This window comes from Tardiphaga sp. (assembly GCF_025356345.1).
Classification (GTDB): domain Bacteria; phylum Pseudomonadota; class Alphaproteobacteria; order Rhizobiales; family Xanthobacteraceae; genus Tardiphaga.
This window is the reverse complement of sequence record NZ_JANXTC010000250.1, coordinates 18,043-32,532: the sequence shown is the minus strand read 5'-3', so window position 1 is coordinate 32,532 and position 14,490 is coordinate 18,043. Positions and strand designations below refer to the sequence as shown.

Sequence of the window (14,490 nt, the reverse complement as noted above, 5' to 3'; positions counted from 1 at the left end):
TTTCCCGCTACGGCTATCGCATCCCGGCGCTCGAAGCCCGGTTTCCAAATCTGGAAAACGACGGCTACGACCGGCTCGGCGGCTCGGCGCGGATCGGCTACGATGCCGGCGAAGGCGTCAGGCTGGAGACCGGCTATCTGGCCTCCTACACGCGCGCGGCCTATGACGCCGCCACCGGCAGCTTTCCGGATACGCCGTCCGCATCGACCAAGCGGCTGCGGCAGGTCTGGGCCCGCGCCACCGTCGATACGCTCGAAGGCATCCTCACGCACAGCATCAACGTGTTCGATACCCATGTCGAGCGTTCATTCAACGACGTCTCCTACAAGACCAATACGCTGCCGCGGAACACGACCTCCACGATCTCCGATTATATCGGTGACAGCGTCGGCGCCGAATATCAGGCGACGCTGAAACTGGGGCCACTCGGATCACTGGTATATGGCGCCCGTACCCAGCGAGAGACCGCGCAGACCTACACGACGGCCATCCAGCCGCTGCGCGGCCTGCTGACACCGGTGGTGGCCGCCGCACAGGAAACCAACTCGCTATTTGCGCTGTGGTCGCTGCCGATCGGCGAGCGCCTCAACATCACCATGGGTGGCCGCGTCGACGATGTGGCGACCGCCGGCGATCGCCCGCGCAATCTCGACAATTCGGGGCGTTTCGAGACCTGGCGCAGCACGGCGGCCTACAATATTTTCGAAACCGCCACCAAGCTGCGCGCCAGTGTCGGCACCGGCGCCAAGGCGCCGACGCTGTTTCAATTATATTCGCCGGACAACGGCACGGCGTCGCTGGTTTCCGAAACCAATTTCGGCTACGACGCCGGCATAGACCAGTCGCTGTTCAACGGCCGCGTCATTATTTCCTTGACCGGATTTGTCACCGACTACAGCAATTTGATCAACTTCGTATCGCCGACCACCGTCGGAAATCCCTGTCTCGCGACCCAGACTATCGGCTGCTACATCAACGTCGCCCGCGCCGAGACCAGCGGTCTCGAACTCGGCGGTGACGTCGACATTTTGCCGGGTCTGGTGAAACTCAACATGGCCTACACCTATCTGCACGCCATCGACCTGTCGAACGGCGCGATCCTGGCGCGGCGTCCGAAGAACCTCGCACGTTTCGCGCTCACCATCACGCCGACGGACAAATGGACGATCGAGCCCCGCGTCACCACGGTGTCAAAACGCTACAGCAGCGCCAACCAGGTTGGCCAGGTCGATGCCTATACCCGCGTCGACCTCTATAGCGAATACAGACTCGACGCCAACTGGAAGGTCTTTGCCCGCGGTGAGAACATCTTGAACGCGCACTATCAGGAAGTCCTGAACTTCGGAACTACCGGACCGGCGGCCTATGCCGGCGTCAACGCCACATGGTGAAACTGGCACCCTCGACGCGGCGGCCACTCGTCGTGACCACGGCCACGCTCGCCGTGCTGGTGACGCTGCTGGCGCTGGGCTCGCTCGGAACTGGCCCGGTGAAACTCTCGCCACTCACCGTACTCGACGCGCTGTTCGGCGGTGGCAGCGACGTTCAGCAGACCATCGTGCGCGAAATCCGCCTGCCCCGCGCCATTCTCGGCCTCGCCATCGGTGCGATTCTGGGACTTTCCGGCGCGGCCCTGCAGGGATTGCTGCGCAATCCCCTCGCCTCGCCGTCTTTGTTTGGAGCGCCGCAATCCGCGGCGTTCGGCGCCGTGCTGATGATCTCGCTGGGCTGGGCGGATGTGCGCTCCTGGGCGCTGCCGGTGGCCGGCATTACCATGGCTTTCGTCTCGGTCTTTGTGTTGCTCAGCATTGCTGGCCGCAGTGCCGGACTGTTGCTGCTGATTCTCGCGGGACTGGCGATTTCCAGCCTCGCGGGCGCGGCGACGGCGCTGGTGATGAACCTGTCGGCCAATCCGTTTGCCGCGCTGGAGATCGCGTTCTGGCTACTCGGCTCGCTGGAGGACCGCAGCTTTCGCCATGTGCAGCTCGCATTGCCCTTCATCGCCGCCGGCGCGATCCTGCTGATGAGCCAGCGCTCAGCGTTTCGTGCACTCAGCCTTGGCGAGGAAACCGCGCAGAGCCTCGGCGTCGATGTCGGCCGACTGCGGCTGCTGGTGATCATCGGCGTCGCGCTCGGCGTCGGCGGCGCGGTCGCTGTCACCGGCACCATCGGCTTCATCGGCCTGATCGCGCCGCATCTGATGCGGCCGCTGATCGGGCACGATCCCGGTCGTCTGCTGATCCCGAGCGCGCTGACCGGATCGGCGCTGCTGCTAGCCGCCGACATCGCGGTGCGGATCATTCCCTCCACCACCGATATCAAGGTCGGCGTGCTGACCTCGATCATCGGCGTGCCGTTCTTTCTCTATTTGATCGTGCGCGAGCGCCGCGCGCTCGGCGGAGGCATCGCATGAGCGGCCCCGCTCTGCTCACCGCCAGCCATCTCGGCGTCTCGCTGTCCGGTCTCGAGGTGCTGCACGACGTCTCATTGTCCCTGCAGCCCAAGCATCTGGTCGCGCTGGTCGGGCCCAACGGCGCCGGCAAGACCACGCTGCTGCGCGCACTCGCCGGCCTGCAGACGTCTACCGGCACCATCCACGTCGGCGGCGATGAACTCGCTGCGCTGTCACTGCGCGAGCGCGCCAGGCGTTTTGGCTATCTGCCGCAGGGCCATGTGGTGCACTGGCCGCTTGACGTCCGCGATGTGGTCGCGCTCGGCCGCTATCCGCATGGCGGCACCGATCCCGCACGCTTGTCACCGACCGACCAGGCCGCCGTGCTGCGCGCGATGCAGGCCACCGACGTGATGCCGTTCGCGGCGCGCCGCGTCACCGAATTGTCCGGCGGCGAGCGCAGTCGCGTCGCGCTGGCGCGGGTGCTCGCGGTCGAAGCGCCGATCGTGCTGGCCGACGAGCCGACCGCCTCGCTCGATCCGCGCTACCAGCTCGACGTCATGACCAACCTGCGACGAGTCGCCGACGACGGCGTACTGGTGATCGTGGTGACGCATGATCTCGGCCTCGCTGCGCGCTTTGCCGATACCGCGCTGGTGATGTCGGACGGTCGGCTGGTTGCACAGGGCCCGCCGTCCGAGGCGCTGTCAGACAAGATCATGGCTGAGGTGTTCCGGATATCCGCCTATCGCGCCGACCATCAAGGCGAGACGGTGATCCTGCCCTGGGCAGGAGTCTGAGCGATGCCGCCCTTAAACGATGGATTTCAGTGCGGCAGCGAGCCGCTGCAATGCGGCATCATCTGGCGGCAAGCCAAAGCGCAGCCAGTCCTCGGCATAATCGAACCTTCGGCACCAGATCTGCTGTCGCGCCAGAGCAGCATGAAGCTTCAAAGCCTCACGATGCCGCGCCAGCCGGAACAGCGAGGTGCCGCCGACAATCTCGAAACCGGCCTCTGTCAGCACCGCGTCGAGCCGCCGCGCCTGGCGCGTCAGCGCCGCGCGCATGCGTTCGCTCCATGCCTCATTGCCCAGCGCATCGGCGCCGATCCGCAGCGCGGGACCGGAGACCGCCCACGGGCCGAGCGCGGCAGCAATGCGCTGCGCGATGGCCGGCTCGGCAATCGCAAAGCCGAGCCGCAATCCGGCCAGCCCATAGAACTTCCCGAACGAACGCAGGATCACGATCGGCCCTGCCTCGCACAGCGCCACCGCGCTGCTCGCCGGATCGACATCGGCAAAGGCCTCGTCGATCACCAGCCAGCCGCCGCGCCGCCGCAGTTCCGCGGCGACCTCGGCGAGCGCGGCGTGACCGGCGATACGCCCGTCAGGATTGTTGGGATTGACGATGACGGCGTGAATGACGTTGCCGGGCAACGCGGCGAAATCGTCGATCATGATCACTTGGTGCCCGGCGTCGCGCCAGGCCGCGGCGTGCTCATGGTAGGTCGGCCCGACGATAGCCACCGGTCCGGGCGCTGCGAGATAGGGCAGAAACTGGATCAGCGCCTGGGTGCCCCCGGCCGCGACAAGGTCGGTGCCAGCGGGTACGCGATAGGCGGCCCGCGCCGCACCCAGCAGCGCTGCTTCATCCGCACGAGACGGCAGCCGCTGCCAGACGGCATCAGGCCATACTCCGCTGCTCGGCCACGACCAGGGATTGATCCCGGTCGACAGATCGAGCCACGCCGCGGCATCGCCGCCAGAATGCGCCATCGCCTCGCTGAGATCGCCGCCATGTTTCATGTCCGCTTCATGCCATCATCCCGCGGCCAGAGCGAGGGGTTGCGACCAACCTTCATCGCGTTGATCGCCACGCTCGGTCTGACGTTGGCAACGCCAATCTTCGCCGCCGATCTGCCGCGCATCGCCTCGATCAATCTATGCACCGACCAGTTACTGATGACGCTCGCCGATCCCGAGCAGATTTTGGGGCTCAGCCCCTATTCCCGGGATAAGACACGTTCCTGGGATGCCGCCCGGGCTGCTCAATTTCCTCGGCTTTCCGGCGAGGCCGAAGACGTGCTGATGCTGAAGCCCGATATCGTCGTCGCCGGCCGCTACACCAAGCGCGCAACCCGCGAACTGCTGAAGGACAAGCGCCTCAACGTCACCGAATTCGATGTGCCGCGCTCGATGGAGGACGTCAGGAAGCAGATACTGCGGATGGGCGACGTCGTGAAGCATCCCGACCGCGCCGTCGCCGAGATCGCCAAACTCGATGCCGCGATTGCACGCGCCCGCGCCGTCGCGGCGAAAAAAGCCTATCGCGTGCTGGCGCTGTCGCGGCGCGGCTGGGTGTCCGGCAGCGACAGCCTGACCGGTGCGCTGCTGGCGGCCGTCGGACTGAATAGCGCGGCAAAGGATCTCGGCCTGCGCGGCGGCGGCTTTGCGTCGCTGGAAGTAATTGTTGCGGCGAGACCGGATTTTCTGTTGCTGTCGGAAGGCGACAATTTTGCCGAGGATGAGGGTCGCGCCTTCCTGCTGCATCCGGCGCTGCAGGGCTTCTATCCACCCTCGAAGCGGCTCGTGATCCCGGAACGGCTAATGAACTGCGGCGGCCCGATGCTGGCCGAGGCGCTCGACCGGCTGGCAGCCGAACTCGAACGCGTGGAGCGCTGACGTGCTAATCGCCGACCATGCGCTGTGGCTTGTCGTCGTCGCCATCCTGTTCGATGCGGTGATCGGCGATCCCGACTTCATCTGGCGGCGGTTGCCGCATCCGGTGGTGTGGATCGGCAATACCATCGGCTGGCTCGATCGACGGCTTAACCGCGAAGCGTGGTCACCGACGCAACGCCAACTGGCGGGTGTCGGCACGATGGTTTTGCTGGTCACCGGCGCCGGCGTGATCGGTTTCGTTCTCGATCAGCTCTTGAGGCAAAGTTGGGGTGGCGTTGTCGTCGAGGGCTTCCTTGCCTCGGTGCTGCTGGCGCAGCGCAGCCTGTACCAGCATGTCGCCCGCGTCCGCGATGCTTTTTCCGAAGGCGGCCTCCAGGCTGCGCGAGCCAAGGTCGCGATGATTGTCGGGCGCGATCCGGAGCAACTCGATAGGGCCGGCGTATCGCGGGCGGCGATCGAATCCACCGCCGAGAATTTTTCCGACGGCATCGTGGCGCCGCTGTTCTGGCTGGCGCTGCTCGGCCTGCCCGGCCTGATCGCCTACAAGGCGATCAACACTGCGGATTCGATGATCGGCCATCGTAGCCTGCGCCATGAAAATTTCGGATGGGCCGCGGCACGGCTCGATGATCTCGTCAATCTGATCCCGGCGCGATGCTCCGGCGTGTTGGTGGCGCTGGTGGCGCCAGTCGTTCAGGGATCGATCACCACCGCGTTGCGGATCATGTGGCGCGACGCCGCGCATCATCGCTCACCGAATGCCGGCTGGCCGGAGAGCGCAATGGCCGGCGCACTCGGCATCGCGCTGTCCGGGCCGAGGCGTTACGCCGAAGGCGAGGTCAACGAGCCCTGGCTCTATCCCGAAGCCCGCAAGGAAGCCTCCGCGAATGATATCGACCGTGCGCTGAACCTGTTCGCGGCGGCGTGCCTGTTGCAGGCGATCGTCTATGCCGCGCTGGCGTTGCTGCTCTGACGGCTGCGGGCGATCTTCAACATCTGGTCGACGTCCAGATGAGTTTCGAAATGATCGGCGAGCGCGTCGAGCGCTATCTCGATCCGCGTTTCATAGGCCAGCGTCGAGGCGATGCCGAGATTGGCCAGCCAGGCCTTTCGAAACGCGTCGCCGGTGAACAGGCCATGCACATAGGTGCCCTGCACACGGCCGTCGGGTGATGCCGCGCCATCGGAACGGCCGTCGATCGTCAGCAATGGTCGCGCGCAATCCGCGCCCTCGCTGCGGCCGAGATGGATCTCGTAACCTTCGATCGCCGCCCCGGTCGCGCAATGCGTGCCCGAGATCAGCGTGGTGGATTTGTCGGCGCTCATCAGGGTGGTGATATCGAGCAACCCGAGGCCGTCGACCGTGCCGGGCGATCCATCGACGCCGTCGGGATCGTTAATCGTCCGGCCCAGCATCTGGTAGCCACCGCACAGGCCAAGCAAATGGCCACCACGGCGGACATGGGCCTTGATGTCGATGTCCCAGCCCTGCGCGCGCAAATAAGCCAGATCGCCGATGGTGGATTTCGAGCCGGGCAGAATCACGACATCGGCATTGCCGGGGATCGGCTCGCCCGGCCGCACGAACACTAGCCTCACGCCGGGCTCCATGCCGAGCGGATCGAGGTCGTCGAAATTGGCGATCCGCGCCAACACCGGCACCGCGATGATGCGCGTCGCCGATGACGCGTGCGTGCGATCCAGATCCACCGCGTCTTCCGCCGGCAGCCACGCCGCCTGCGGCAGCCAGGGCACGACACCCAACGACGGCCAACCGGTCAGCCCGGTGATCGCGCTGAGGCCACTGTCGAACAAGCGCGGGTCGCCGCGAAACTTGTTGATGATGAAGCCGTGGATGCGCGTCCGCTCTTCCGGCTGCAGCACCAGATGGGTGCCGGCAATACTGGCAATCACGCCACCGCGGTCGATATCGCCCGCCAGCAGCACCGGCACATTCGCCGCCGTGGCGAAACCCATATTGGCGATGTCGCCGGCGCGTAGATTGATCTCCGCCGGCGAACCCGCGCCTTCCACCAGAACGATATCGGCCTCGCGGGCGAGATGCGCGAAACTTTCCAGCACGGCCGGCAACAGCAGCGCCTTCTTTTCCAGATAGTTTTTTGCGCGCAATGTGCCCCAGCGTTGGCCGTGCACGATGATCTGCGCGCCAGTGTCGGTCTCCGGCTTCAATAGCACCGGATTCATATGCACACTCGGCGGCAGCCGCGCCGCGCGCGCCTGCACCGCCTGCGCGCGGCCGATCTCGCCGCCATCGACCGCGACAGCGGCATTGTTCGACATGTTCTGCGGTTTGAACGGCGCCACCTTCAAGCCACGCCGCACCAGCGCCCGCGCCAGCCCGGCGACCAGCGTCGACTTGCCGGCGTTGGAGCCGGTCGCCTGGATCATCAGCGCCGGGGTTACAGGCATCAGAATTCGATGCCCTTCTGGCCTTTCACGCCGGCGCGGAAGGGATGCTTGATCAACGTCATCTCGGTGACCAGGTCCGCCATCTCGATCAGTTCCGGCTTGGCATTGCGGCCGGTGATGACGACGTGCTTGTCGGCCGGCTTCTCCTCGCGCAGGAATGTCAGCACCTGCTCGAGGTCGAGATAGTCGTAACGCAGCACGATGTTGAGCTCATCCAGCAGCACCATGCGGTGATGATCGTCGCGGATCATTTCCTTGGCGCGCTCCCAGCCGGCGGTGGCGGCGGCGATGTCGCGCTCGCGGTCCTGGGTAATCCAGGTAAAGCCCTCACCCATGATGTGCAGCGTCACCAGATCCGGAAACGTCTTCAGCAGCCGCGCCTCACCGGTGTCCCATTCCGGCGACTTGGTGAACTGCACCACGCCGACCGGATAACCGTGGCCGATATGGCGGAATACCATGCCCAGCGCGGCCGAGGTCTTGCCCTTGCCGGTACCGGTGTGGACGATCAGCAGGCCCTTCTCGCCTACCTTGGTAGCCATGATCTTGTCACGCGCGGCCTTGTGCTTCGCCGCCTTGATCTTGTGTTTCGCATTTTCGTCGTCGGGCGAAAGGTCGGTCATGCGATTTCCTTGCTTGTCGGCAGCAGTTCGGCGATCAGGTCGGCGGCGCGGTTCGAGCGCGGGGTCCACAATCCCCTCCGGATCGCTTCGGCGAAGCGCGCGGCGGTCTCACGCAGCGCCGCGGGATTGGCATCATGCATGAAGTCGCGGACCACCTCGTCTTCGAGATAGCACGCGAACAGCTGATCGAAATGGTGGTTCGACACCGCGTCGGTCGAGGCGGCAAAGCCGAACAGATAGTCCACGGTGGCGGCGATCTCGAACGCGCCCTTGTAACCATGACGCATCACGCCCCTGATCCATTTCGGATTGGCGGCGCGGCCGCGCACCACGCGTGAGATTTCATGGCTCAGCGGCCGCGACACCGGCGCCTCCGGCCGCGAGGTGTCGATATGAGCGATGCGGGGCGCGGTGCCGCGCAGCGTCTGCACCGTCGCGACGAGACCACCGATGAACTGATAGTAGTCGTCGGAGTCGAGAATGTCGTGCTCCCGATTATCCTGGGCCTGCGCGACCAGATCGATACTCTTGAGCCGCTCGGCGAAGTCGCCGCGCGCGTCCTCGCCTTCGCCACCGCTGCCATAGGCATAGCCGCCCCAGTCGAGATAGACGCAAGCGAGATCGGCGCGCTTGTCCCAGCCGCCTTCATCCATCAAGGCCTGCAGCCCCGCGCCATAGGCGCCCGGCTTCGAGCCGAACACCCGACGCGCGGCCTGACGTTGCGCGGTTTCATCGCTCATGCCGGCGGCCTGCAACGCCATGGCCTTGGCGCGGACATTGGCGGCAATCGGATTGGCCTCGTCGAGCTCGTCGAGCAGAGCGATCGCCGCGACCGCGGAGCCGATCAGATCCATCTGGGTCGGGAAGGCGTCGCGAAACAGGCCGGAGACGCGAAAGGTGACATCGACGCGCGGACGCTTCAGCTCCGACAGCGGTATGATGGCGAAGCCGGTGACGCGGCCGGAGGTTTCCTCCCACAGCGGACGCGCGCCGATCAAGGCCAGCGCCTGCGCGACATCGTCGCCACCGGTGCGCATGTTGGACGTTCCCCACGCCGATAGCGCGATCGCGCGCGGCCATTCGCCAGCCTCCTGCCAATAGCCTTCAACCAGCCGCTCCGCGGCGAGCTGCCCGATCCGCCAAGCCGATGGCGTCGGCACCGCGCGGACGTCGACGGCGAAGAAATTTCGCCCGGTGGGGAGCACGTCGGGCCGCCCACGCGTCGGCGCGCCGGAGGGACCGGGACGGACGAAATGGCCATCGAGGCCGGTGAGAAAGGCACTCATTTCAGCCGCGCCGCAGGCATCGATAGCGGGACGCAGGGTGATGGAGATCCAGGCAAGAACGGCGGAGGTGGCGGGCCAATCTTCTTCAGCGACCGCGCACTCTCCTCCCCTCTCCCTTAAAGGGAGAGGGGAGGACGACGGCGCTCTGTCCGAAACATTCGAGACCAGTCGCAGCGCCAGCGCTTCGATGCGCTCGACGGTATCGCCTGTCGTGCGCCATAGCGCATCGCTGATATGGGCTAGCAATGCTGGCCGCGGCCCCTCGTAATCCAGCGCCAGATCGCGCGTCAGCGGATCGAAATCGCCCAAGCCCAGATCCGCCGCGATCGCTCGATGCAACGACGCGTCCTGCGGCGTCGTCTCCGAGCGTGGCAACCGCGCGATCGAGACCAGCAGATCGTTACGCTGAGCATCTTCTGGCGTCCGGCCGAACACGTGCAACCCGTCCCGGATCTGCATTTCCTTGAGATCGCACAGATGCGCGTCGAGCGCGCGCAACGCGTCGTTGGCCGGCGTATCGCGCGTGATGTTGACATCAGCGTCAAGCCGCTGCGCGCGGGCCATCGACAGGATGTCCTCGGCGATCAAGGCCGCGCGTTTCGGATCAAGATCGGCAGCCAGCGCATATTCGTCGACCAGGTTTTCCAGCCGTGCCAGATCGTCATGCAGCTCGGCGCGGGTCATCGGCGGCGTCAGATGATCGATGATCACGGCCGCGGCGCGGCGCTTGGCCTGAATGCCCTCGCCCGGATCGTTGACGATGAAGGGATAGAGATGCGGCAGCGGCCCCAGCACCGCATCGGGCAGGCAGTCGGCGGAAAGTCCGGCGCTCTTGCCCGGCAGCCATTCGAGGTTGCCGTGCTTGCCGAGATGCACGATCGCATGGGTGTCGAAGTCGCGCCGCAGCCAGAGATAGAAGGCGAGGTAATGATGCGGCGGCACCAGATCGGGATCGTGATAGGTGCTCTTCGGGTCGATGTTGTAGCCGCGCGCCGGCTGCACGCCGACCACGACATTGCCAAAGCGATGCAGCCCGAGCCGGAAGGCGCCTTCGACGACGTGCGGATCGTTCTCCGCCCTGCCCCAGCGCGCTTCAACGGCATCGCGGACATTGACGGGAAGCCTGGCAAAGGCGGTCTTGTAATCCATCAGTGGCCATGTCGTTCCACCGACGCGAGCGGCCCGCCCGGTTCCCTCCACGTCGTTGCGAGGAGCGCAGCGACGCGGCAATCCAGAGGCGTCAAGTGAAGGAAGAACTGGATTGCTTCGTCGCAAGGGCTTCTCGCAATGACGATCATGAATGTCGAGCGCGTTCGTTGGGCCCTGCTGCAGCAGCGCCATCATGGCAGCCGCGTCCCGCGGCGCATCGTCGACGGCATAACCGGCGCCGCGCATCGCCGCGACAACGTCGATCAGGCTTTGCGGCGTATCGAGGCCAACGCCATTGCCAAGGCGACCATCGCGGTTCGGATAATTGGCAAGCACCAGCGCGACGCGGCGACGCGGCGCGGCGGCACGGCGCAGGCGCACCCAGGCCCGCGCCAGATCGGCCGTCGCATCGATCCGGTCCGGCACCGGCTGGAAGGTGACCGGCGCGAAGCCGGTGCTGCTGTCGCCGCGTTCCTTAAAAGCGATGGCATTGGCAAAAATGCGACCGTCAACTTCCGGCAGTACCACATGCATCGCCAGATCGCGCGGTGTCAGGCCGCGGCTCGAGGCTTCCCAGGCGGCGCGCGAGGTACCGGCCTGCGCGACCTGCAGGATTGGACAGCCCGATGCCGCCAGCACGCCGGCATCATCAAGCGCGGTCGCCGTCGCAAACGCGGTGGCGTTGATGATGATATCGGCCGGATGCGCCGCGAGAGCCCCGCGCAGGAACGCGGCGGAGCCTTCGTCCTTCAGGCTGGCGACGTAAATGCAGACGGCGTTGAGGCCGCGCGCCTCGAGGGCGCGGCGAAGCGCCTCGATCGCCGCGGTATCGCCGCCGGCGACCAGCGCGCGGTAGCAGATTACGACGGCGTTGGGACGGTCGTCCGCCGTCGGTTCTCCCGGCCAGAACCCGGCCGAAGGCATCGGCCGCGCCGCCGGCGGCGCGTCGCCATGCCCGATCAGGGACGCCGCGAGGCGCAGCGCCAATTGCGCATTGTCGATGCCGCCTTCGCTGCAATAGCGCCACATGGCTTGGGTGGCTACGCTGTCGGCCGTGCCTCGCGCCGCCAGTTCGGCATTCCAGTACATCTCACCGGGAATGCAGACGAACATGGCGCCACGGCGCAGCGCGTCGCTGCGCAGGCTCTCGACGCCATGCGGCCAGTAGCCGATGCCGCCCAGCATGCGCAGCACGACAATCTTTGCGTTGGCCAACGTCCGTTCGACATAGAGATCGACCGAGGAAGGATGGCCGAGCGCCAGCAGGTTAGTCAGCCGCAGGCTCGGAAAGTCCGACGGCAGCGCCGCATGCGCGGCGTGGAACGACGCCAGGTCGCTGTCCGCCGCCGACAGCATGACGATGTCGGCCGAAGCCTGCCCGAGATCGCGGGCGACGTCGCCGTCATCAATACTGCCGCTGGGATCGAGCTTGAGATGCATGTTTTTCCGAATATATTTTTAAACGACCTCTCGGCGGTCATTGCGAGGAGCCCTCGCGACGAAGCAATCCAGCTCTTTCTGTGCTTGTGGTTCTGGATTGCCGCGTCGCTTCGCTCCTCGCAATGACGGGGATAGGCTGTTGCGCTTAGCCTGCCAGCGCGCGGCGCACCGCGTCGCCGTCAAATCCCTTCAAGCCTATCACCACCAGATGCTCGGCCTGCTTCACGTCCGGGCGCGCAAACGCGAGTTCGACGCGGCTGCCGACCGCCTGCACCACGATCGGCGCGGCCTTGTCGGTGATGCGGGCATGGCCCTTGACGCGCAGCACGCCTTCCAGACCGAGCGCTTCGCTGATCCGGGCCCGCATCGCATCGACGCTTGCCGCGGCCGAGGGAGTCACCACGATGCTGTCGAAATCATCATGGTCGTGCTCCTCTTCTTCACCGTGATGCCCGACGCGCGCCGCCATGTCGTCCTCGGCCGCGGCGTTCAGTCCGATCAATACCGCGGGGGCCAGCTCGCCCTTCGAGCGGACAATGCCGACGCCGGGGCGCAGGATCGCCTTCAACTTGGTCTCAATCTCGGCGAGTTGCGCCGGCGAGACCAGATCACTCTTCGACAGCACCACCAGATCAGCACAGGCGAGCTGGTCTTCAAATACTTCCTCGATCGGGTCGTCATGCTCGATGCCCTCGTCGGCCGCGCGTTGGGCCGCGACCGCGTCCTCGTCCAGCGTGACGCGGCCTTCTGATAGCGCCAGCGCATCGACCACGGTGACAACGCCATCGACGGTGGCGCGGGTCTTCACCGCCGGCCACGCAAAGGCCTTCAGCAACGGTTGCGGCAGCGCCAGGCCGGAGGTCTCGATCACGATGGCGTCGAGCGGAATGTCGCGCGACAAAAGCTTGTCCATGGTCGGGATGAAATCATCGGCGACAGTGCAGCAGATGCATCCATTGGTGAGCTCAATGATATCGCCGGGCGCGCAGGCGTTCGCCGCGCATTCCTCGACCAGGCCACCATCGAAGCCGGCGTCGCCGAATTCGTTGACGATCACGGCGATACGGCGACCATCGGCCTGGGTCAGCAAGGAGCGCAGCAAGGTGGTCTTGCCGGCGCCGAGAAAGCCGGTGAGCACGGTGACGGGAACGCGGGACATTTTTAGAACTCCTCAGAAGGACGCTTGAGCCAGAGCGGAAGCCCGGCTGCGATGAAGGCGACTTGCGGCACGGCGGCCGCGACGATCTGGTTGAGGCGGCCCTGCGCATCGCGGAAATCACGGCCGAGCGGCGTTTCCGGCACCAGGCCCATGCCGACCTCGTTGGAGACGAACACGATCGGATAGCGCGCGACACCGAGAAATCTTGTCAGACGGCGCGCCTCGATTTCCGGATCACGCCCGGCGAACATCAGGTTCGACAGCCACAGCGTCAGGCAGTCCACCAGCACCGCGCGGCCATGCGCCGACTCCCGGGTCAGCGCATCGACCAGCGCCAGCGGCTCCTCGATGGTAGTCCAGCCATCGCCGCGCCGGCTCTTGTGCTGCCGGATCCGGGCTGACATTTCATCGTCGCCGGCGGTCGCGGTGGCGAGATAGATGCGTGTCAGATGGCTGTGATGGATTAATTGCTCGGCAAACAGCGATTTGCCGGAGCGAGCACCGCCGAGCACCAGCGTAGTGGGCAGCGCGGTCATTTCGGCGCACGCCCGTCATCGGGCGACCAGCGCATCGGCGGCACCCGTGCCACCATGCCTTTTCGCAACACCTCGGCGCGCTCGCGCCATGGCACCAGCCCGTAATCGGCCTTCTGATAGGACCGCACAAAGCAGACCAATGCTGCGGTGCCGCTCTCGGTCTGCAGGTCGCCGAACAGAAACGTGTAACCGTCCGGGCTGGTGACCGCGACCGTCGCCGGCCGCTTGCAGACGCTGAGGCATTGCACCGGCCGAACCATCACGGCGGCATCGCTGTCGCCGAGCGCAGCCTTGACCGCGCCCAACATGTCGGGACCGACCATCACGCCGCTGCCATCAGCCGCCTTGCAGCTGATGCACACGCTGACGACCACAGGGCCGCCCGGCGCATCGCTGCGCGGCAACTCCTCGACACACATTTCCGACGGCCCGGGGGCGCTGTCGCGATCCATCATCTGCTCACATCAAGGCCTTGTATGGCCGCGAGCTTTGTTGGGTCGCGCGCAACGGCATGGCCATTGCGCTCGCTCCCGTCCGGTGCACCCCGCCCCGACGACGCCTTCAAAGCACAGTTGTTGATGGCAGGTCTCCTGGCTCGCGGGTCCAGGCCATTTGCCGCCTTCCCGGGAAATCCCAGTGGCACCGGCAAAGGCTCGTCGCTTACAGTTGCGGGGGCAGCGCCGGCTTGGAGCGAACTCGCACCGGCTTCCCTATTCACCTTCCACGCGGAAGGACCATCGATAACGACGCTACCGGGCGGGGTGTCCGCGGTCAACCACGGCGGCGGCGGCCCG

General features: G+C 65.8%; 12 protein-coding genes and 1 riboswitch. Of the genes, 5 read left to right on the top strand and 7 right to left on the bottom strand.

The window, feature by feature from the left end:
- From Q0S16_RS15575 to Q0S16_RS15565, 3 genes are all read left to right on the top strand, one after another.
- A partial coding sequence (locus tag Q0S16_RS15575) for a TonB-dependent receptor (protein WP_295849830.1) occupies window positions 1–1,391 on the top strand: 1,391 nt, incomplete at its 5' end.
- On the top strand, window positions 1,385–2,413 hold the full coding sequence (locus Q0S16_RS15570) for an iron ABC transporter permease (protein ID WP_295849828.1): 1,029 nt from the start codon (window positions 1,385–1,387) through the stop codon (window positions 2,411–2,413). The genes Q0S16_RS15575 and Q0S16_RS15570, both read left to right, overlap by 7 nt.
- Window positions 2,410–3,192, top strand: coding sequence for an ABC transporter ATP-binding protein (locus Q0S16_RS15565; protein ID WP_295849826.1), 783 nt, complete (start codon window positions 2,410–2,412; stop codon window positions 3,190–3,192). The genes Q0S16_RS15570 and Q0S16_RS15565 overlap by 4 nt, the downstream gene beginning before the upstream one ends.
- Window positions 3,193–3,204: 12 nt before the next feature.
- Here the strand turns inward: Q0S16_RS15565 and cobD are convergent, their stop codons facing one another.
- A complete protein-coding gene (gene cobD, locus Q0S16_RS15560) occupies window positions 3,205–4,197 on the bottom strand; it encodes a threonine-phosphate decarboxylase CobD (RefSeq protein WP_295849824.1) in 993 nt (330 codons plus the stop codon).
- On the opposite strand from cobD, the gene Q0S16_RS15555 reads away from it, so the two are divergent.
- Together Q0S16_RS15555 and cbiB are read left to right on the top strand one after the other, a co-directional pair.
- Window positions 4,189–5,073 (top strand): ABC transporter substrate-binding protein, encoded by an 885-nt coding sequence (locus tag Q0S16_RS15555; RefSeq protein WP_295849823.1) that lies wholly within the window; start codon window positions 4,189–4,191, stop codon window positions 5,071–5,073. The genes cobD and Q0S16_RS15555 overlap by 9 nt on opposite strands.
- A 1-nt stretch (window position 5,074) precedes the next feature.
- Entirely contained in the window at window positions 5,075–6,046 is a 972-nt protein-coding gene (gene cbiB, locus Q0S16_RS15550) for an adenosylcobinamide-phosphate synthase CbiB (protein WP_295849820.1), read from the top strand.
- Here cbiB and Q0S16_RS15545 read toward each other — a convergent pair.
- From Q0S16_RS15545 to Q0S16_RS15520, 6 genes are all read right to left on the bottom strand, one after another.
- Window positions 6,019–7,503 (bottom strand): cobyric acid synthase, encoded by a 1,485-nt coding sequence (locus tag Q0S16_RS15545; RefSeq protein WP_295849818.1) that lies wholly within the window; start codon window positions 7,501–7,503, stop codon window positions 6,019–6,021. The genes cbiB and Q0S16_RS15545 overlap by 28 nt on opposite strands.
- A complete protein-coding gene (gene cobO, locus Q0S16_RS15540) occupies window positions 7,503–8,126 on the bottom strand; it encodes a cob(I)yrinic acid a,c-diamide adenosyltransferase (protein WP_295849817.1) in 624 nt (207 codons plus the stop codon). Before cobO ends, Q0S16_RS15545 begins: the two co-directional genes overlap by 1 nt.
- Entirely contained in the window at window positions 8,123–12,001 is a 3,879-nt protein-coding gene (gene cobN, locus Q0S16_RS15535) for a cobaltochelatase subunit CobN (RefSeq protein WP_295849815.1), read from the bottom strand. The genes cobO and cobN overlap by 4 nt, the downstream gene beginning before the upstream one ends.
- Window positions 12,002–12,146: 145 nt before the next feature.
- A complete protein-coding gene (gene cobW / locus Q0S16_RS15530) occupies window positions 12,147–13,160 on the bottom strand; it encodes a cobalamin biosynthesis protein CobW (protein WP_295849813.1) in 1,014 nt (337 codons plus the stop codon).
- Window positions 13,161–13,162: 2 nt separating this feature from the next.
- On the bottom strand, window positions 13,163–13,696 hold the full coding sequence (gene cobU, locus Q0S16_RS15525) for a bifunctional adenosylcobinamide kinase/adenosylcobinamide-phosphate guanylyltransferase (protein ID WP_295849812.1): 534 nt from the start codon (window positions 13,694–13,696) through the stop codon (window positions 13,163–13,165).
- The gene (locus tag Q0S16_RS15520) at window positions 13,693–14,148 is read right to left on the bottom strand and encodes a DUF1636 domain-containing protein (protein WP_295849809.1); all 456 of its coding nucleotides are present in this window, start codon (window positions 14,146–14,148) and stop codon (window positions 13,693–13,695) included. Before Q0S16_RS15520 ends, cobU begins: the two co-directional genes overlap by 4 nt.
- 110 nt (window positions 14,149–14,258) lie before the next feature.
- Window positions 14,259–14,450: riboswitch (cobalamin riboswitch) on the bottom strand.
- Window positions 14,451–14,490: the final 40 nt, after the last annotated feature.